15 protein-coding genes are annotated in these 19649 nt (G+C 53.6%); 5 read left to right on the top strand and 10 right to left on the bottom strand.

Annotation, left to right across the window (positions count from 1 at the left end):
• Positions 1 to 441: 441 nt before the first annotated feature.
• The 7 genes from GJJ30_RS08290 to GJJ30_RS08260 form a co-directional block, all read right to left on the bottom strand.
• A complete protein-coding gene (locus GJJ30_RS08290) occupies positions 442 to 1179 on the bottom strand; it encodes a LytR/AlgR family response regulator transcription factor (RefSeq protein ID WP_154174683.1) in 738 nt (245 codons plus the stop codon).
• Between the two features lie 14 nt (positions 1180 to 1193).
• Positions 1194 to 4322 carry a sensor histidine kinase gene (locus tag GJJ30_RS08285; protein ID WP_154174682.1) on the bottom strand — a complete coding sequence of 1043 codons (3129 nt, stop codon included), beginning with the start codon at positions 4320 to 4322 and terminating at the stop codon, positions 1194 to 1196.
• Positions 4323 to 4327: 5 nt separating this feature from the next.
• Positions 4328 to 8338 carry a S8 family serine peptidase gene (locus GJJ30_RS08280; RefSeq protein ID WP_229313030.1) on the bottom strand — a complete coding sequence of 1337 codons (4011 nt, stop codon included), beginning with the start codon at positions 8336 to 8338 and terminating at the stop codon, positions 4328 to 4330.
• An 80-nt stretch (positions 8339 to 8418) separates the two neighbouring features.
• Positions 8419 to 8763, bottom strand: a complete 345-nt coding sequence (locus GJJ30_RS08275) for a T9SS type A sorting domain-containing protein (RefSeq protein WP_124874545.1) — start codon at positions 8761 to 8763, stop codon at positions 8419 to 8421.
• A gap of 478 nt (positions 8764 to 9241) precedes the next feature.
• Positions 9242 to 10042 carry a polyprenol monophosphomannose synthase gene (locus GJJ30_RS08270; RefSeq protein ID WP_154174681.1) on the bottom strand — a complete coding sequence of 267 codons (801 nt, stop codon included), beginning with the start codon at positions 10040 to 10042 and terminating at the stop codon, positions 9242 to 9244.
• Positions 10043 to 10136: 94 nt separating this feature from the next.
• On the bottom strand, positions 10137 to 11459 hold the full coding sequence (gene hemG, locus GJJ30_RS08265; protein WP_154174680.1) for a protoporphyrinogen oxidase: 1323 nt from the start codon (positions 11457 to 11459) through the stop codon (positions 10137 to 10139).
• Entirely contained in the window at positions 11456 to 11983 is a 528-nt protein-coding gene (locus GJJ30_RS08260) for a DUF4296 domain-containing protein (protein ID WP_229313028.1), read from the bottom strand. Before GJJ30_RS08260 ends, hemG begins: the two co-directional genes overlap by 4 nt.
• 128 nt (positions 11984 to 12111) lie before the next feature.
• Between GJJ30_RS08260 and GJJ30_RS08255 the strand changes: the two genes are divergently transcribed.
• The 5 genes from GJJ30_RS08255 to GJJ30_RS08235 all read left to right on the top strand — a co-directional run bounded on the left by GJJ30_RS08255 (position 12112) and on the right by GJJ30_RS08235 (position 16597).
• On the top strand, positions 12112 to 12978 hold the full coding sequence (locus GJJ30_RS08255) for a DUF58 domain-containing protein (RefSeq protein WP_154174679.1): 867 nt from the start codon (positions 12112 to 12114) through the stop codon (positions 12976 to 12978).
• A gap of 30 nt (positions 12979 to 13008) precedes the next feature.
• On the top strand, positions 13009 to 13998 hold the full coding sequence (locus GJJ30_RS08250) for a hypothetical protein (protein ID WP_154174678.1): 990 nt from the start codon (positions 13009 to 13011) through the stop codon (positions 13996 to 13998).
• Positions 13999 to 14008: 10 nt separating this feature from the next.
• A complete protein-coding gene (locus tag GJJ30_RS08245) occupies positions 14009 to 15019 on the top strand; it encodes a VWA domain-containing protein (protein WP_154174677.1) in 1011 nt (336 codons plus the stop codon).
• Between the two features lie 129 nt (positions 15020 to 15148).
• A complete protein-coding gene (gene rnhB, locus GJJ30_RS08240; RefSeq protein ID WP_154174676.1) occupies positions 15149 to 15739 on the top strand; it encodes a ribonuclease HII in 591 nt (196 codons plus the stop codon).
• Positions 15740 to 15814: 75 nt separating this feature from the next.
• Positions 15815 to 16597, top strand: coding sequence for a hypothetical protein (locus tag GJJ30_RS08235; protein WP_154174675.1), 783 nt, complete (start codon positions 15815 to 15817; stop codon positions 16595 to 16597).
• Positions 16598 to 16693: 96 nt separating this feature from the next.
• Here the strand turns inward: GJJ30_RS08235 and GJJ30_RS08230 are convergent, their stop codons facing one another.
• Genes GJJ30_RS08230 through GJJ30_RS08220 form a run of 3 tightly spaced genes read right to left on the bottom strand, consistent with a single transcriptional unit; the run spans position 16694 to position 19613 of the window.
• Positions 16694 to 17212 (bottom strand): DUF2480 family protein, encoded by a 519-nt coding sequence (locus GJJ30_RS08230; RefSeq protein ID WP_154174674.1) that lies wholly within the window; start codon positions 17210 to 17212, stop codon positions 16694 to 16696.
• 5 nt (positions 17213 to 17217) lie between these two features.
• Positions 17218 to 17907: a tRNA (adenosine(37)-N6)-threonylcarbamoyltransferase complex dimerization subunit type 1 TsaB gene (gene tsaB / locus GJJ30_RS08225; RefSeq protein ID WP_310588213.1), complete on the bottom strand. Its 690-nt coding sequence runs from the start codon at positions 17905 to 17907 to the stop codon at positions 17218 to 17220.
• A gap of 50 nt (positions 17908 to 17957) precedes the next feature.
• A complete protein-coding gene (locus tag GJJ30_RS08220) occupies positions 17958 to 19613 on the bottom strand; it encodes a S41 family peptidase (protein WP_154174673.1) in 1656 nt (551 codons plus the stop codon).
• Between the last annotated feature and the right edge of the window lie 36 nt (positions 19614 to 19649).

The raw sequence follows: 19649 nt of genomic DNA, 5'->3' as shown, positions 1-19649 counted from the left end.
GGAAGGGCTGGAGTTCAACAAAAAACGCCTTACACTTTTCAGTGCAAGGCGCAAAAAACAGATGGCTTACGAGATTAATTTACACCATGAATTGGCTGATAACCAACCTTTTCCAAAACCGGAACGATTTTTACTAAGTGATCATCCCGCAAATCTCTCCGGGATTTGAGAAAATGAACCAGTGTTTTCACCGGAATACCGGCCATTTTTTCAACGATCTGAACACGAACCAGTTTTCGCGTCTCGTCCGAAAAAAATGCTTTTATGTTTTGTCGTTCAGTCATTACAGGTGCCGCAAAAAAGGCGGGTTTAGGTGAGTCAGTATTGCGAATTTTCTATCGCGGGACACAAACTACGGGAATCCCACCTCCGCTCCTACTGCGGTCGAGTATTCGGTGGTTTTCGGTGAGTAATTTGCGGAATCACGCTGGTGGAAAACCGCTAATTGAACACGCTCAGCAGAATTTCTTTGCGGCTGCGCGAGACGGGCACGGAAGAGGTATCGCTCATCACCACGTAGCCGCCCTCGCCCCGGATGTAGCGCAGAATTTCGTTCAGATTGATCAGGTGCGACTGGTGAACCCGCAGAAATGAGCTGCCTTCGAGCAGTTCTTCAATTTCTTTCAACGTGCGCGACACCAGCAACGGCTTGCCGGTTTTCAGGATCACATGGGTGTAATTATTGTCGGCTTCGCAGCGGATAATCGCTTCAATCGGCACCATTTCAAAACCCTGATTGGTCGGCAGCGCGATTTTTTGCAGGACTTTTTTCGTGTCCAACTTTTGCAACAACAGTTCGATCTGCTGGGCCATCTGCTGTTCCGAGGGTCGTTTTATTTTGGCAACGGCTTTGCGCAGATCGTCTTTATCGATCGGTTTGAGCAAATAATCGAGCGCGCTGAACCGAATGGCCTTGATGGCGTACGAATCGTAGCCCGTCGTAAAAATAACATCGAACGGAATGGTCGTCAGTTGCTCCAGCAGCTCAAAACCGTTCATCACCGGCATTTCGACATCCAGAAACAATACATCCGGGGCCTGTTCCACCAAAAACCGCAAACCTTCGGGGGCGGATCGAAACTGAGCAACCACCTGAATTTCAGGACAATATTTTTCCAGCTGCATGGAAAGTGTTTCCCGGCAGTGGGCTTCATCGTCGATGATGACGGCTTTAATCATAGAAATTCAGTTCATTAGCTGGAATGCGCCAGCGGAATCTTCAGCACCACGCGGGTTCCGGCCGGTTCACCCAGCGCGTCCACCAGATCGTGGATCACCACCGTCGGCTGCTGGCCGTACAGCGTCTGGCTCAGCTTCAGGCGGTCGGCGGTAATCTGCATCCCCATCGATTTGGCGTGCGTCGCCGATTTACTTTTCAGCTCAGCGGCTTTCTGGCGGCCCACGCCATTGTCTTCAATGGTGCAAATCAGCAGTTTATCCTGCTTCCGAACGTCGATGGTCAGGTGCCCGCCCAGATCTTTTTGCATCAAACCATGCCAGATCGCGTTTTCTACGTAGGGCTGAATAATCATCGGCGGAATAATGGTATACGCCGGTTCGATCTGCTCGTCCACCTGAATGGTAAACGTAAACTGCCCGTCAAACCGCACCGATTCCAGCTTTACGTACAACGAAAGGGCTTCCAGTTCGCTTTCTAAACTAACTGTCGGGGCCGTGGCATGTTGCAGAATCAGCCGGATTAATTTCGAAAATTTCGACAAATAATCCGAAGCGGCTTCCGATTCGTTTTTCATGATAAACCGGTTGATCGAGTTCAGGCTGTTGAAAATAAAATGCGGATTCATCTGCGCGCGCAGCGCCTGCATTTCCATTTCAGCCAGCTTTTTATTGATCGCGGTTTTTTGCCGTTCTTTCCGTTCAATCTGCCGGATTCGGTACCGAAATCCTACGTAAATCAGCCCCAGAAGGGCAATGGCGCTCAGGGTAATGAACCAGCCCGTTCGCCAGAACGGCGGTTGAATGGTGATTTTCAGGGACGTTCCTTTCTCGTTCCAGACCCCGTCGTTGTTGGAGGCTTTGACGCGGAATTGATACTCACCTGGCGGCAGATTGGTGTAGCTCACAAACCGCCGGGTGCCGCAGTAAACCCAGTCCTTGTCGACGCCGATTAGCTGGTAAGCATATTGGTTTTTCTCGGACTGGATGAAATTCAGAGCGACAAAATCGAACGAGAGGTCGTTGTCTTTGTACAATAAGGTCAGCGGTTTTTCGGGCAGCGCAGTGTTTTTCTTTCCGATCTGGACGTTGGTAATGTGCACGGGTGGAATCCGCGAATTGGTGCGGATCGTGTGGGGCGAAAACAGGCTGAAGCCGTTGGCTCCCCCAAATAGCAGGTCGCCTTCCGGCCCACGGGCGTAGGCTTCAAAGAATTCGTTGGCCTGCAGTCCGTCACTTTTGTCGTAATTCCGGCACGCGTACGAATTGGGGTTGAACCGGCAGACGCCGTGGTTGGTAGCCAGCCACAAATTGCCTTCGTTGTCTTCCAGAATACCAACAACGTGATTGCTCGGCAAGCCGTTGTGCGTGGTGAAAGCCGTAAATGTATCGGTTTTCGAATCGTAGCGGTTTAAACCGCCCTGGTTGGTTCCGATCCACAACCGGCCCCGGATGTCTTCGTACAGACACCGGATGTCTTTGTCGTTTAAATGGTGCTGTGGGTGTTGCAAATCGGGCTGATAATGCCTGAAACGCCCCGTACCGACCTCAAGCCGGCTAAGTCCTTTGCGACTCGAAGCGGCCCAAACGGTTCCGTCGCGGGTGGGCAGGGCCACAATCAGCCCTTCATCGCTCAGGCTCGCCGGATTTTTCGGGTCATGCCGGAAGTAGACAAACTGCCGGGTTCGCGGATCAAAACGGGCCAGCCCCCGGCCGCCAATCCACAGCGTTCCGTCCGCGGCCTCCCGAATGCTCCGGACACCCACTTCGCTGAAAAACCGGGTAAAACGACCGGTTTTCCGATCGTAACTGTGCAAATAGCTTCCAGCACCGATCCACAACTGACCGGAGTGGTCTTCCCAGATGGCGTTGACATCCTTGCTGGCGAGCTGGCCGGATTGGGCCGCATCCGCCGGAAAATACCGGTAAACGCCCGTCCGAAGCTCGTACGAATAGAGCCCGTCCGACTCATTGGACAGCCAAATAATTCCCGCGTGGTCCTGATACAGCGCCCGAATGCTGTTTTCCGGTAAACGCGTCGCGCCGTTGTTCGAAACCACCTGAAACGTTTGAAACTTCTCCGGCACCGGGCTCAGTTTATCCAGGCCGTTGTCCGTTCCGACCCAGATGTTCGCTTCCCGATCCTGAAAAATCGAATAAATCATGTTGCTGCTCAGACTCCCCGATTGCCATTGATTGGCGTGAAAGCGAACCCATTGACCGGTAGCCAGTTCCAGCCGGAACAAGCCTCCCTGACCGGGCGGAGCAATCCAGACATTCCCGGACCGGTCGGTGAACAAGGCTCCGCTCAGGGACAGCGAGCGGTTATCGTGCCGAACGGTTTTGAAGGTATTGTAACTGAGGGGAGCGGTACCCGGTTTCATCTGGTACAGCTTCCCACTTTCGGACTGAATCCAGAGCGTTCCGGCCGGATCCGCCACCAGGGTTGAAATGGAAGTCGTCGTGTCCGTGGCTTCGAGCGGTAATTCAGTCCGGGTGTAGGCCATTGTCCGGCGGTCAAACTGGAATAAGCCTTCCCGCGTTCCAACCCAGAGCTTTCCTTCGCGATCTTCCTGAACCGCATAAATGTCGGGCCCGGTCGGGCTGGGTGGATTGAACGTCTGAAAGGTATTGGTTTTCGGATCAAACCGGTTGAGTCCTTCCCGCGAAGCAATCCAAAGCATTCCTTCCCGGTCTTCGATGACCGAATACATCACGTTGCGGAGCGAAATCCGGGCGGGATCGATCCGGAAAGCCTGGGCTTTTCCGCTCTGCCGATCGAACCGGTGAAGCCCTCCACCCAGCGTCGTTACCCACATCCGGCCCGCCCGGTCTTCGCAGATGGCCGTGATTACGTTGTGCCCAAACGTATGCGCCGGGTCGGCCGGATCGGGTTTATAAACCGTAAAGGAATAACCGTCGTACTTGTTCAGGCCGTCGCGCGTACCCAGCCACAGAAAACCGTCCCGGTCCTGCCAGATGCACAGCACGGAGTTCTGGGAAAGCCCATGTTCGGCCGAAAGATGGGAAAACCGCCCCGATCCCTGATGGGAAGGAAGCTGCCCCCAACCGCGACTCAGCCCAAGCCCCGCAACAACGAACTGGCAGACGCAAACCAGCAGACGAAAGGTAGTCCGGGTTTTCATGGAATTTATTGCTTAATAACCTTACTCCGTTGCACCGTCTGGCCTTCTTCGTCCTGAATCAACACAAAAAACAAACCAGCGGGCAAGGTCGACACGTCGATGATGCCGGAATAATCGGTCGCGGTCCGGCTCAAAACCGCCGACCGCAACGCAATCCCGCGCACATCCACCAGCGTAAACCGGTAGGTCCGGCTTTTGACGGTTGGGGGCACAAACGCCACCATCACCTGTTTAGCCGCCGGGTTCGGAAAAATCCGGAGTCCCGCATCCGACAGAACGGGCGGGTTAACCGCCGTAATCACGTCCAGCGTAATTTCCTGCGAGAGCAGTTCGGCGCAGCCATTAGCGTTGGCGCGGACTGAATACTTGCCGGATTGCTGGGCGGTATACGACTGCTGGGTTGCGCCGGGAATCGGAACGCCGTTCAGAAACCACTGGTTGCCGGTGGCTGCGTTCGATGTCAGCTTATAGCCATCGCGGGTAATCGTTGGCGGCTGTGGGTCTTTGACGGTCACTACCACAGCCGCCGAAGTCGCTGGCGGACATTCGCCCGACGCCCGAACGCTGTACGAACCCGCGTTTGCTACCGCCAGACTGGCCGAAGTTGCACCCGAAACCGCCTGCCCATTTAAAAACCACTGGTACGAATACCCGACCACGTCTTTCGCCCGCAACACCACCGAAGTACCCCGGCAAATATCCGGCGATCCGTCGGGCGTTACCACGGCTACCACCGCAGCACCCGGTTTTGGCGTCACGGCCACCCGCGCCGACGACGGGCAACCGGTGGCTTTGACCCGCAGATCGTAAAGATAATAATAGGCCGTCGTCAGGGTGTCATTATTGAACAGCGATCCCTTCAGGCTCACCACGCCGGGAATCTGGAACGGAAAACCGGTTACGCCCAGATTGCTTCGAAAAATGGACGCTCCATCTTCGTAAGCAATGGCAATTGTGTAAACGCCCGGTTCGGGGATCGCTAAATTCAGTAGGTATTCAGCACCTGGATCGGTTGGATCGTCTGATTGCTGGCCTGCTGGCGGTGTTCCGATGGGCGTGTTGGCACTGCGCGTCGGCGTCACATCGAGTGTAACGCTGGAAATGGGCGCACCATCCGGTTTTTGAACCGTAAAGGTAATCCGGCCCGCGCTGCCGATGTACAGCCGGGCACTTTCCAGCACAATCGGAACCTGCGTTGCCAGAATCGGTTGCGGACCAAAGTTGCCGGAATACGTTCCACCGCCGAACGCCTGTTTGGTCGCCGGGCCAACGACGCCCGAAAACTGGTTCAAAGCTGCGTAATAAATCCCGCTGGCCGGTACGCTGAGCGCCGTCGCCTGATTTCCGGCCCCAATCAGATTGCCGCCCGTCGGGGCATCGTACCAGAAAGCCGTGCCGCTGCCGGTATTGCGCAGCGAAACGGCGCTGTTGTCGCAGGCAGAAACCGAAAAACTCCCCTGATCGCTAATGGCCGCCGACGTGGTCAGAATTTTTATCAGCTCATCGTTTGCCGTATTCTGATCGGCGGCCAAACGCGACTGAATGGTGAAGCGGTAGGCGGTTGCGGTTTTGAATTCGGCCTGACCACGCAGAATCAGCTGGGCTTCCTGCGAAGGCCCCAGCGCCACTTTCAACGTGTCGCGCAAATTGGCAACGGTGGTGCCGAAAGGAGCCAGAATCTGGACGGAAACCGGAATGTTTCGCTGCTCAGTTGAACCATAATTGCGAATGCTCACCGCCACCTGAATGTCGGTCTGGTTACAAAAACCGTTCTGGGGCGACAGCAGGGCACTTATGCCGACATCGTTTTGCGGACGAACAAACCGCACTTGATAATCCTGCGTTTCGCCATTCGCGTAGGCTCCGCAAGCCTGTACCGCCCCGGCGTCGGCCGTCGCCACCGTCACAATCCGCAGGCGGGTAAACTGCCCATCAGTCAAACCGCCCGGCGTCGTTACTGTCGTGGAGAACGTTCCTGAAGTAGTCAAAACCGCTGAAGTAGCCACCAGCTCGTCCGTATCGTCGAAGTCGCCGTCCAGGTTCCAGTCAATGAAGACTTTAGTGATCGTCGGGCGGTTTTCTCCGCAGGAACCGATGGTAATGTCCAGCGGCAGTTTTTGTCCGATCGAAACGGAAGCCGTTACGTTGGTGAAGTCGGTATAGGTCTGGCAACCGCTGTTTCCGGCCTGATCGATGGTGCCAAACCGTACGCGGTCGATGTTGGCCGTGCCCGTCGACGTAGCAGCCGAGATGCAATAAGCGGTTCCACCGGTTCCGCTGACGATCAGCGCAAAATCCTGTTTGCCGTTCAGCAGCGTGTTTTTGTGCGAAATGGTCAGGGTATACGTTTTCCCCGGAATGGCGTCGGCAATCAGAATCTGTTCGACATTGTCCCGAATATTATCGCCCCGCGTGGCCGCGTTGGCCGGATTGGCGGGATCGAGCACCCACGGTTGCCGGGTTTGCGCGCCGTCGGTCACCCGAATATCCAGATCGTTGACCAGGCGGGGACTGCGGTTATTCAAATTGGCCACCGATGAGGTCAACGCAGCCGCTTCCGGATCGGTCCAGCAAATGGTTACGACCAGCGGCCCGCGCCCCGATGCCACCAGCTGCACGGTTTGCTTTTCGCCCTGATTCAGGGTTCGTTCTTCCAGCACGTGACTTTTGTCGGTATTCCCGATCACCCGGGCGGCTTTTTCCACATTGAGCAAACCCCAGCCAAACCGGTAATCGGGTCCGGGAGCGTCTCCGGCTTCATCGGTAGTGTGCAGCGCCAGCCCTTTCAGGGTCGATGCGCGCATGAGTTGGCCGTTGTGCAACTGGGCGTAATATTCCTGCAACAACAGCAGCGAACCCGACACGTTCGGAGCCGCCATCGACGTGCCGGAAAGCGTCGAATAAGCGTTGTCATTGGCTGATCCGGCCGACAAAACGCTGACGCCGACGCCCACCAGATCCGGTTTGATGCGCCCGTCGTCGGTTGGTCCCCACGAACTGAAACTGGCCAGACGGACATCCGAAGGCTGCGCGTAATCGGTCGAAATGCTGCTGACGGCGCCCACCGACAGGATATTCTTGGCGTTGCAATCCGTCGAAATCTGATCGTAGCCGTTCTGGTTGTTGCGGGCGGTTTTGCTCATGGTATTGCTACTGCCAATCCAGTAGGCAATCCCCGCGCCCGGGCCGTTCAGACCATGCGTGTTTCCGGCGGATTTCACCATCAGGTAATAAGGAGCCGCCACGGCGATCCGGTCCAAATTACGCGCCCCGGCATTGTAGATACCAAATTTATAATCTTCTGTAACACTGATGGTTGTATCACCCCACCATTCCCATTTGAGGTCGCCCGCCCGGTCGGCGTTGAAACTCCAGCCCGCTATAAAGTTGTAGGAGTGATTGGAAAGCAGCAAGTCCGTCGCAGCCGCAGCGATTTCGGCATTATCGTTGTCGAAATCATACGCTTTCAGGTTTGCGCCAAACGCCATGCCCCGCGTTCGCTCGTTCACCCCCTGCCCAATCATAATTCCGGCGACGTGGGTGGGGTGGTTTACAATGGTTTTGACGCTATCCTGTTGCGTGACCCGGCCGGTCAGTTCTACGTGGGTCGAGCGGACTTTACCGCCGTCCCAGATGCCCAGCTTGTCGCGCACGCTGGCACTGTTTCCCGACAGCGACAAACCGAGTGTTCCGCCCGAATAGAGGGCGGAGGTGCGGGTGGTATTTCCGGCGCGGGTCGCACTGGTCGTGGCGTTAAACAGCAGATTGCCGCGTTCGTCGATGTCGCTCAGAATCAGAACGGTTCCATCGGAGCGTTCCTGACGCAGCGGAATCCGGCGGTTTCGGGCAATTTCGACAGCCCGCAGATACGACGACTGGCGGTTTTGCTGCAAACTCTGGCTCAGGCGGTTGAGCGTCGTTCGCTGCTGCAGGTTATACAGCGGTTTTTGCGCATTGGCTCCCAATGCCACGCCCACCAACAGGCCAATGCACAGGTATCGGAAAAGTAAAGACATAAAAAAATGCTAAGCCCAACAAGTTATTAAAACTGTTGGGCTTAGCATGTAAGCAGAACGGATTTTTAATCCGTTTAGTATTAAACTGCCTTTTGAGCAGAAAGAACGACTTCTTTTACTTTTTTCGTGGTTGCGTTGGAAACCTCAACCCGGTACGTTCCGTTTTCGGCATCTTTCAACCCGAAATGAATCGTGTTGCCTTCTCCCAATTGCTCACTGGCAATTACTTCGCCGTTCAATTTTGACAATTTAACCGTAATCGGCTGATCGTCAACTCTATTTACAACGACCGTTACATTCGCCTGTGGCCCTGAGTGGTTTACCAGAGAGTTCAACAGGGATTTCGGAGTAACTGCGTCGACAACGAAAATCATAACTATTGCCATTCCTAAGGCAATTAACGAAGCTTTGAGTGTGGTGTTCATCTTTTTATTTGTTTACGGTGAAAAACCTCTTTTGTTATTGTTCAACAAAGTAACTATAAAAAGATGATATAAAGTTCTACCCGTTTAAGCTGTTGATTTTCAGTGCAATTTTCTATTCTATATTAAATTATAATTGTACTTATCCGCACAAAATAATATTTTGTTAATTTTAAAATAAGAGTAATTTAATTTTTAGACCAGCCGATTCCTCAAGAATGAGAAATATTTGAAAAATTCAAAAGTTCTTTATATAGTACAATTTTATTTTTTACCTTATCGATCAAATACGGTTTTCAACCTGAAATCTGGCAAATGAAAAGTGAAGGCAAGGCGAAGAAAACGCCATTTTTGGGAAATAAATCAGGCTTTTGGAAGCAGCGAAAGATGGTCTATCTTCCCTTTGAATAATGCAACAGTTGATTCATTTTTCAAAGAGTCGAATTGCGGACAGGGCGAAAAAAAACGGTGTAGGGCTTTCCTACACCGCTTCTGAGGTTTCCGGTTTGGCCCGAACCGGTTCAGGTTGTTTCTGCGGGGGAATGTATTGCCGGAAAAAGCTGCCGATTTTCATCTGGAGAACGCCAAAAACCGCTTCTTTAAAAATTCCGGTCGACATTTTGGAAACGCCTTTGGTCCGGTCCGTAAAAATAATCGGCACTTCCGTCAGGCGGTAGCCGTATTTCCAGGTCAGAAATTTCATTTCGATCTGGAAAGCGTAGCCGACAAACCGAATATTATTCTGGAGGATGGTTTTCAGGACATCCCGGCTGTAGCAGATAAAACCCGCCGTGGGGTCCATCACCGACATGCCGGTAATAAACCGCACGTAAATCCCGGCGAAATACGACATCAGCACCCGGCCCATCGGCCAGTTCACCACATTCACGCCCGTAATGTACCGCGACCCAATGGCGACATCGTTGTCCGCGTTGGCACAAGCTTCGTAAAGCCGCACCAGATCATCGGGATTGTGGGAAAAGTCGGCGTCCATTTCGCAGATGTACCGGTATCCCTCACCCAACGCCCATTGAAAACCGGCAATGTAAGCCGTGCCGAGGCCCAGCTTGCCTTTGCGCTCCATGAGGTGAAGCCGCCACGGCAATCCGTCAGCCCCGTATTCCTGCTGCAATTCTTTCACCCGCCGGGCCGTGCCATCCGGTGAGCCGTCGTCGACAATCAGCACATCGAAAGGTGTCCGTAAACTCAACACTTTTCGAATGATGGCTTCAATGTTTTCAATTTCGTTATAGGTCGGAATGACCACCAAACATTCTTTCAAGGTCTGATTCGGGTTAGAGTACGCTTTTTACCAATAACATAAAAAAATACCGGTTTCACGTAATTCCGGTCTTAAAATTTGTTAAAACCCGCTACTATTCAGCGATTTTCAGCTTCGAGAGCCGCGCGGCCAGTTCGCTGGCTTTCCGGATGCAGTCCGACAGGCTAACGCCCTGATACCAGTTGGCACACACAAACAGACCATCCGGCTCCAGCCCCGGCATTTGTTCCCGAACCGGCACCATCCGGGCGTCGTACTGCGGAATGGCGCGCTCCCAGCGCTGGAGCCACTGCCGAACGGGCGTTTTGGCCCGAACCCCAAACGTCTGAACCAGTTCCTGATGCACGCGTTCCCGAACGGTTTCGTCCGGCTGACGGGCATTCTCAGCGCTTTGACGACCACCTACCAGACTCGTAAACAGCACTTCGTCGGCCGGGCAACGGCCTTCGAAAACCGAACTGCTCCAGATGTGCCCGGCCACAAACCGGTTTTCAACGCGGGGATTCAGCCCGCCGAATCCGTTGAGCGGGTGCGCCACGTCAGCCCGTTTATAAACCGTATGCACGGCAGTCATGGGCGGATAATCAATTTGTTGCAACAGTGCGGCTATTTCCGGCCAGACCGGTTCGAGCAAGCCCGCCGAAGTGCCCGAATCGCAGGCCAGCACCACGGCATCAGCCGGATGCGAACCGCTGGGCGTTTCCAGTAGCCAGCCGGTTTCGGTTTTGGTGAGCCGGTTTACAGGATCGTTGAAATGAGCGGTTTTTAATCGATTAGCCAGCGCAATGGGCAACGTCTGCAGCCCGTTACGGAAACTGAACGACTGCCGACGAACAGCCGAACCCGCATTTTTCATAAAACCGGTCAGCACCGAACCGTATTTCTTTTCGTAATCGAGCAGCATCGGAAAGGTTTCCGAAACCAGCAGTCGGTCGGGGTCACCGCCGTACGTACCCGCGACAAACGGCGCCAGCGCGTACTCGACCACTTCCTGCGAAAACCGCCGGCGAAAAAAGTCGCTCAGCGTTTCGCCGGGGGGCGAAACCGTGCGGTTGGAGCGTTCCCGCCAAAACGCTTTTTTGGTTTCCCAGCTAAAATAGGAAGAAAAAAGCAATGACAACGGCCCGGTTGGGAGTTTCTGATAAGCCCCATTCCGATAAATATAGCGGGCCTTGCTGACGGGCCGGGCCATGCTGATTTCCGGCGTCAAACCCAGTTGATCGAGCCAGTTCAGCATTTCCGCATCGCCCAAAAGCGAATTGGGTCCGCGCTCGGTCAGGTACTCTCCTTCGCGCCGGGAAAGCATGACGCCACCCGGTTCGCTGTTGCGGTCGAATAAGTGATACGGCACCTGACGTTGCTGGAGTTCGTAGGCCAGCGTCAGACCCGAGATTCCCGCTCCAATAATGGCAATCATTTCTTCAGATTTTTGAGTCGGGCGGGCAGTTTATTTTTGTTCGCATGGCTGCTGTCCACCGCGGTTTTGATTCGCGCCGTCAACTTCTTTTTGCCGGTTTTGCTGCTATCGGCCGGTTTCAGAGGCTGAACGGGTGTTGTCGCTTTGGCTACGCTGATGGTATCGGTCAATTTTTTGCGCCGTTCCAGTTCTGCCGTAACCTGCTTATAAATGTCCGCTAACTGTTCCGGGTTTGACGAGTAATACGTGTAGCTTTTGGAATAAGCCGCCGTGTCTACTTTGTATTTTTGAAAAATCCGCTTTTCCAGGTGTTTGTAAATCAACGTATTACTGTCCTGCGAAACCCGGTTTAGTTTCGTAACGCGCGCTTCGGCCAGGTGGATTTCGCTAAGGATCTGCGCCATCTGACTCTCCGAAAGCAGGTCGTCGGGTGCTTCCGTCGACGAATTCTGACAGGCCAGCGTTAGACTAATTAAGACAAACAGCATCCATTGGCGGAATTGGCTGTACAGTTGCGCGTTCAATTTCGTTATTTTTGTCAAAACGGGTAATTGGGTACAAATGTCGGGAATCCTGTTCTTACTAACACGCTGCTAGTCTTCACTGAACAATTTTTAACCAATTTTCAGTGCCGGTTAGCCGAAAAAATACGATGCACGAATTTTTGGCACGACTCTATCAGTTTGAAATCCGGATCCGAAAAGCCGTCAACTCGCAGATGCGCGGTAATTTCCGGTCGATCTTTAAAGGTTCCGGCCTGGAATTTAGTGACTTACGGACGTATCAATACGGCGACGACGTTCGGGCGATCGATTGGAACGTCTCGTCCAAAGGCCACGGAACCTTCGTCAAGATCTTCCGGGAAGAAAAAGACCAGACGGTTTTTTTCGTGATCGACGTCAGTGCGTCGCAGGAAATCGGAACGTCGGCCCACTCGAAGCTCGACACCACCCGCGAAGTCTGCGGGGTGCTGGCGTTATCGGCCATCAAGGAAGCCAGCCACGTCGGCATGTACTGTTTTTCGGACCAGAAGGAAAAGTACCTGAAACCGTCGAACAGTATGAAACAGGGTTACCAACTGATTGTCAATCTGTTTAAGTTAAAACCGGAGTCAGTCCGGACCAACCTGGCCGACGCGCTGCTGTTTACGCTCAATGTCCTGAAACGCCGGAGTGTGGTTTTTCTGGTTTCGGATTTTATCGATTCGGGTTACGAACACAACCTGAAAGCTCTCGCCCGCAAACACGATCTGGTGGTGATTCACATGTACGACCAGCGCGAAACTAACCTGCCACGGCTGGGCATTATCCCGGTTTACGACACGGAAAGCCGCCGGACAGTCTGGGTAAACACGTCTTCACCCAGTTTTCGGAACAGTATCAAGCAAACATTTCGGCAAAGCCAGCAGCAACTGGAGCGGTTTTGTAAACAATACAACGCCAATTATGTGGCCCTCGATTCGCAGGCGGATTACGTCCCGCAACTGATCGAGCTGTTCCGCGTCCGCAAAACCCGTTGACACTAACGTGTTCAAAATGAACAATGAACAATGAATAGAACTTACGGACCGTTTCCCAGATTACTCCGATTGCCCCGAATCGTCCAGCGGTTTTTCGTTCGCCATTCGCTATTCGTCATTCGGTGTTCATTGTTCATTGTTCATTGTTCATTATTCATTCCCCTGCACGCGCAAGTCCCCAAAGGCGTCTTTCTGACCGATACGATTGAGATTGGCAAACCGTTTCAATATTCGCTGAGCATTCGCCACCGGCCCGGCGTCGATGTGCTGTTTCCGGATACGGCCCGGCATTTTCCGCCTTTTCTGGTGCGCGACGTTTCTTTTTTTTCGACCAAAACCGACGCGAGAGGCAGTCTCGATAGTTCGGTGTATACGCTGGTGTCGTTCGAAACCGGGCCCACGCAAACCCTGCGCGTACCGGTTTTGTTACTGCGAACGCCCACCGATAGCACCGTCGTTTTTTCCAATACCGATACGATTCGGCTGCGCGAACGGATTCAGACGATGCGGCCTGACACGCTCCGGCTGTCGACCAATACAACCGTGGTTTCGCTGCGGCAACAAATGAATTATCCGTTACTGATGACGATTCTGGCGGGAATTTGCCTGCTGGCGGGTGTTCTGCTTCTGTTTTTCGGGCGAAGCATCCGAACGCGCATCCGGCGTTATCAGTTGTACCGGCAATACCTGGACTTTCAGCGGGCTTTCACGCGACTGACGCGCGGTATTGGTCCCGAAACCGCCCACGAAGACGCCGGACGGGCGGTGGTGATATGGAAAAAATACATGGAACGGCTCGAACGGAAACCGTTTACGTCGCTGACAACCCGCGAAATTGTTGAATCCGTACAGGATATTCGGCTGGCCGACGCCTTAAAAGAGATTGACGGCGTTATTTACGGCAGCGTTTATTCCGACCAGACGCAGAAATCGCTCCGGATTCTGAACGAGGTGGCCGACGACGCCTACCGCCGGAGCAGCGTCCAGTTGCAGGAAGTGAGTCAGAAAGAACGTCTTTGAACAGTTGAACATGGAATGGTTTTCGTACCAGTGGTTTACAATTTCGCAGCTGCGCCAGTTTACCTGGGCGCAACCGATCTACCTGTATGCCATTCCCGCTATTCTGGTGTTGTTCGGTTTGCGGACGCTCTTGTCCAGTCAGGCCCGGCAGCGGCTGAACGTGGCCCTGAACCAGACCGAGCTCCAGCCGTCGCTGGTGGGGAGTTTGCGGTATTTGCTGCCGCTCAGTTTTTTTATCGCCACGACGCTTATTCTGATGGCGCTGGCCCGGCCCCAGCTCGTCCGCGAAGAAACCGAACGGGTGGCCGAGGGCATCGATTTGATGCTGGCGATTGATATTTCGTCGTCGATGGCCGAAACCGATCTCAAGCCCAATCGCCTGGAGGCCGCCAAACGCGTGGCCCGCAGTTTTGTCAAAAGCCGCCGGAACGATCGGATTGGGCTGGTTATATTTGCCGGGGAAGCCTATTCACTCTGCCCGCTCACCACCGACCACGACCTGCTGAACGGTTACCTGAACGACCTCGATGACAGCATGATCAAAACCTCCGGCACGGCCATTGGCAGCGCGCTGGCGGTTTGCATCAACCGGATGCGCGAATCAAAGGTGAAAAGCAAGGTGACGATTCTGCTCAGCGACGGCGACAATACCGCCGGAAACCTCGACCCGGTGACGGTGGCCCGGCTGGCCAAGGCGTTCAACATCCGGATTTACACGGTTGCCATCGGCCGGACACCGTTGCCGAGCGTGTCCAGCAATCTGGCGACGGTGACGATGGATGAAGGCATTTTGACCACGATTGCCAACATCGGCAGCGGAAGTTTTTTCCGGGCGGGCGATGCCACCCGGCTTCAGACGGTTTTCAACGAAATCGACCGGCTGGAGAAAGCGCCCGTCAAAACCGTGATTTACAAGGACGTGAAAGATTTTTACCGGATGTATCTGTACTGGGCCGTAGTTTTTCTGCTGCTAACCCTGTTCCTGAAAAACACCATTTTTGGAAATATATTGGAGGATTGAAAGGTTGACGATTGACCATTGACGAATGACCATTGACGATGGACCAGTTCTCTCTCCTGTCTCACGTCTATTGTCCATGGTCAATCGTCCATCGTCAATCGTCAATCGTCAATCGTCAACGGTCTAACTATGCTACTTTCTCATTACAACGAAAACTACATTGAAGCGGGGCTGGATGAAGTGGGACGCGGTTGTCTGGCCGGGCCGGTGGTGGCGGCTGTGGTAATTTTGCCGAAAAACTACACGCATCCGATCCTGACCGATTCCAAACAATTGAGCCGCGATCAACGTGAGAAACTGCGGGAGGAGTTGCAGCGCGACGCCCTTGCCTGGGCGGTTTCGGAAGTTTCGAATGAAGAAATCGATCGCATCAACATTCTGAAAGCCAGCTTTCTGGCGATGCACCAGGCGCTGGATGAAGTGATGCGCCAAACCGATGGCGTCAAACCGGATCATTTGCTGGTGGATGGAAACCGGTTTGTCAATTACCCGATGATTCCGCACACCTGCATTGTGAAAGGTGATACAAAATTTCTGTCGATTGCGGCCGCATCGGTTCTGGCGAAAACCTACCGCGATGAATTGATGGAAAAACTGGCCCTCGAATTTCCGCACTACGGCTGGGAGAAGAACGTTGGCTATCCGACGCCGTTTCACCGCCGGGCCATTCAGGAACACGGACCCTGTCGCTGGCACCGGATGAGTTTTCGGCTGGTGTAGAATTTATCAAAACCGCTTCCAACGCTTTGTCCTTCAGCAGAGTCCTGTCCGTATCTCCCTTTGACCTAAACCCGTATGAAGACAATTCCGGTTTTGTTGCTGTTGATTCTGGTGACGGCCTGCAACCGCCAGAACGACGATGCCATTCTGGCCCGTGGACAAGACATTCGCCTGATTCGGCACGATTATTTTGCGGACCCGACCAAACCCACCACCGTCGAATCGACGCACTACCTTTACGATCCGAATAACCGCATTCAGGAAATCATCACCAATCGGCCCGATGGCAACGTAGACAGTAAACTGGTTTTTCGCTGGCTTAACTCAACAACCCTGCGAATCGAGCAATACTACACAAATCCGCCCTGGTCGTCGACCCGCGTTTCCAATCTGCCGTTAGCGCTTTATTCCTACACCGAAACGGTTTACAATGCCGATACGACCATCAGCGAACGAAAGGCGTATACCCTCGTCGACAACAAATTCGATTACCGGTCGTCCAGTCGGTTTACCTACGACGCTCAAAAACGGATCATCAAAAGAGACATTTATGATCCTACGAACCGCCTGGCGTCTTCTGCTACCTTTGCGTACGATAACCGGGATAACGTGATTCAGGGCTCGGGGGAGGGTGTTTATGAGTACGATACGGCCCCAAACCCTTATAAACCAGTCCGGATCGATGCGGAAATCAGCTGGTTTATGAGTACCAACAACATTGTTGGAATCCGATCGATTAACCTAACTACGGGTATTGAGGAAATAGCGCGTTATCGTTACGAATACCGCTCCGACGGTTATCCGGTCCGCATGACTTACCCGGATGGCCGGCGAGAAGAGTTTGTTTACAACAAGTAGGTTGTCGGTTTACGGTTTTCTGTATTCCGTTTACGGTGGCTGACGCGTTCATGCAGTAGCAGGCGTCAGCCACCGAATACGGAAATCCGTAAACCGTTACCCTTGCTTCGGCCGCTTGTATAACGGCACGGTGCTGCAGGGTTCGCCGAACATCAGGCTTTGGGCGACGGGGCGCAACCGGCGGGTGATTTCGACGTACGCGGCCGTCGGAACCGGCACTTTGCTGCATCCTTTCACGACCACGCGGGCGTCGCGGTACTCTTCGATGTTGATGCGGGCAATGGCATCGAAATAAAGTTTTTCTTCCAGGTCCTGAAGCGACCCGAAGACAACAGTATGGGCGTGCGGTTCCAGGTGAATGGTCAGCAGCATGTAAGCCCAGGTCGGAACGATGGCGTCTTCGGAGCAGGTCACGGCCACATTTTTACCGGCGTACTGGCTCCAGTCGTGGGTCTTCAGAAACTCCCGGAAGTCTTTTTCCTTCAGGATCAGGCCCATAAACAGGTTGTCTTTCAGATCATACACAACCCGTTCGCCGGGGTGATAATAATCTTCCAGATCGAGGGATACCAGGCCGCTTTTGGCCACGCGATTGACAATCAGTTCCGTTTCCATACCCGCTAAACAACCAATTTCTTCGGCTTGGTTCCCACAAAATCCTTCAGGTAATACGGTTCAAAATCGGCCACGTTTTCGAAGCGGTTTTCGGTGTAAGCAAGGGCGGCCAGTTTGCCCACGGTTTTGGCCGAAGGGTGAACGACCGAATCCGGAAAAACCGCATTCGGCTGATGGCTTAAAACCGCCCGGCATTTGGCGGCTCCGTTTCCGAAAAAAACCACGGGTTGCTCCGCCAACAAATCCGCAAAAGACTGTTCGTCAATAATTTGCGCTGACGTTGGCCGGATTTCACGACCTTCCGAATCATAAACCGCGCCGTAGACTTCCATCCGCCGGGCGTCGAGCAGGGGGCAGAGGGCGTAAGACCTGGGGTAAAAACCGCTCAGTTGATGCGCCATTGCCTCGAGTGTGTTGATCGCCAGCAGTGGTTTATCAAGCGCAAAACACAGGCCTTTCGCCGTCGAAACGCCGATCCGCAAACCGGTATACGATCCCGGCCCTTTAGCAACGGCAACGGCGTCCAGATCCGAAAGCGGATAACCGCTCTGCTGAACCGCGTTCTGAATCAAGGTCGTCAGCATGCCCGACGATGATTTTTCGGTAAATAATTCGTAACAGGCCACTACCGCCCCATCGTGGTGAAGCGCCACTGAACAGACGGTGGTGGAGGTGTCGAGGGAGAGAATGAGCACAATAAAGATGAGTTAAGACGGGGCCGCCCGGGCGGCCCCGTCTTAACTCCTTATGGTTTTCCTTTCAAAATGGACTGATACCGGTTCATGTCTTTGAACAGGTCGAGAGCGGCTTTGACTTCGGGATCGGTAGCGAATGAAATTTCTTTCATGCCTTTTTGCAGGTAATAATGCCCTACGATTTCCTGTTCGAGCAGCGTCTTCAGTTCGCCTTTGAACGTCACCAGATCGACATCTTTGCTGTGCGACAGTTTCGTGCGTAAGGCTTTCAGCTGATCCTGAATCTGATCGAACGATTTTTCTTTCTTGGCCGATGCTTCCAGCGTTCCGAGTTCTTTCTCGACCTGCGTCGTGTAATCGTATTCCTTGTCTTTCAGCCACGAGACAAAATCCTGAAATTCGGCATCCGTCAGGCTAAACTCGCGGGCGGGCTTGATCGTCGGGTGATCGTGCCGGTATTTAATCGCGTAATCAAAAATTAATCCTTTGTTCGTCAGGCTGATCGCGATCGGCGCGGGCGTTATCGGCTCCACCGGAACGTCCGGCGTAACGCCCCCACCGTCGAAAACCGGTCGACCGGCTTTGGTTTTGAAGGCGGTTTTCAGCGAATCCGGAATTTTGCCTACGCTGCCGTCGGGGTTGCGGTGGCTGTAATCGATGGCCTGAATGCAACGTCCGCTCGGAATGTAGTATTTGGCCGTCGTAATTTTCAATTTGGTGTTGTACGACAGTTCGCGGGTGGTTTGCACCAGCCCTTTGCCGTACGTCAACTGACCAACCAGAACGCCCCGGTCATAATCCTGAATAACGCCCGAAACAATCTCGGCGGCCGACGCACTCCGACTGTTGGTCAGCACCACGATCGGAATTTCCAGATCCAGGGGCGGATTCAGCGCCGTATAGGTTTTGTTCCACTCGGTTACTTTGCCTTTCGTCGTCACAATTTCCGACTCGCGCGGCAACCAGATGTTGGCAATATCGATGGCCATATTCAGCAAACCGCCCGGGTTTTCGCGAACGTCCAGCACCAGCTTTTTCATGCCTTTGCCCTTCAGTTCGACAAACGCATTCCGCACCTCGCGCGAGGCCGTTCCCGTAAAATCCTTCAGGTCGATGTAGCCTACTTCGTTGGTAATCATGCCGTAATACGGCACATTAGTCATTTTCACCACGTCGCGCGTCACGCTCAGGTCGATCGGATCTTTGGCACCAAACCGCTTCACGGTCAGCTTCACCGCCGTGTTGGTTTGTCCGCGCAGCAGTTTATCCGAATCCAGATCGCGCCGGGTTTTGATGTCCACGCCATCGACCTTGATGATTTCGTCGCCAATCTGCAACCCGGATTTTTCGGCGGGCGTGCCTTCATAAATCATCATGACGATGCTGCGTCCCTGCCGCGAACCGATGAGCGCGCCAATGCCGTTGTAACGCCCGGTGGTCATCGTCATGTAGTCCTCAATTTCGTCTTCCGCAAAAAAATTCGTGTACGGGTCGAGCGATTTCAGCATGGCGTCGATGCTGTTCTTCACCATCCGGTTCGGGTTCAGCTCGTCGACATAATACAGATTCAGTTCTTTGAAGAGCGTCGCGTAAATGTCCAGGTTGCGGGCGATTTCAAAAAACCGGTCGTCGTTGCGGAACGAATAAAAACCCAGGCTTCCTGCCAGAAGGGCCGCCCCCAGGGCGACAGTCAGACGTTTGCGCATATCTTTAAGGAAAATGAGTTGTTTCGCGGAGCTAAG

The sequence above is a fragment of the Larkinella terrae genome (genome assembly GCF_009668025.1).
Classification (GTDB): domain Bacteria; phylum Bacteroidota; class Bacteroidia; order Cytophagales; family Spirosomataceae; genus Larkinella; species Larkinella terrae.
Note: the sequence above shows the minus strand (reverse complement) of the source record. Positions and strands in the feature narration are given on the sequence as shown.

What these genes read in the sequence shown, in the direction of transcription:
- GJJ30_RS08290 (WP_154174683.1), bottom strand. Translation starts at nt 1,179, where the DNA reads ATGATTAAAGCCGTCATCATCGACGATGAAGCCCACTGCCGGGAAACA.
- GJJ30_RS08285 (WP_154174682.1), bottom strand. Translation starts at nt 4,322, where the DNA reads ATGAAAACCCGGACTACCTTTCGTCTGCTGGTTTGCGTCTGCCAGTTC.
- GJJ30_RS08280 (WP_229313030.1), bottom strand. Translation starts at nt 8,338, where the DNA reads ATGTCTTTACTTTTCCGATACCTGTGCATTGGCCTGTTGGTGGGCGTG.
- GJJ30_RS08275 (WP_124874545.1), bottom strand. Translation starts at nt 8,763, where the DNA reads ATGAACACCACACTCAAAGCTTCGTTAATTGCCTTAGGAATGGCAATA.
- hemG (WP_154174680.1), bottom strand. Translation starts at nt 11,459, where the DNA reads ATGATTGCCATTATTGGAGCGGGAATCTCGGGTCTGACGCTGGCCTAC.
- GJJ30_RS08255 (WP_154174679.1), top strand. Translation starts at nt 12,112, where the DNA reads ATGCACGAATTTTTGGCACGACTCTATCAGTTTGAAATCCGGATCCGA.
- GJJ30_RS08250 (WP_154174678.1), top strand. Translation starts at nt 13,009, where the DNA reads ATGAATAGAACTTACGGACCGTTTCCCAGATTACTCCGATTGCCCCGA.
- GJJ30_RS08245 (WP_154174677.1), top strand. Translation starts at nt 14,009, where the DNA reads ATGGAATGGTTTTCGTACCAGTGGTTTACAATTTCGCAGCTGCGCCAG.
- rnhB (WP_154174676.1), top strand. Translation starts at nt 15,149, where the DNA reads ATGCTACTTTCTCATTACAACGAAAACTACATTGAAGCGGGGCTGGAT.
- GJJ30_RS08235 (WP_154174675.1), top strand. Translation starts at nt 15,815, where the DNA reads ATGAAGACAATTCCGGTTTTGTTGCTGTTGATTCTGGTGACGGCCTGC.
- GJJ30_RS08230 (WP_154174674.1), bottom strand. Translation starts at nt 17,212, where the DNA reads ATGGAAACGGAACTGATTGTCAATCGCGTGGCCAAAAGCGGCCTGGTA.
- GJJ30_RS08220 (WP_154174673.1), bottom strand. Translation starts at nt 19,613, where the DNA reads ATGCGCAAACGTCTGACTGTCGCCCTGGGGGCGGCCCTTCTGGCAGGA.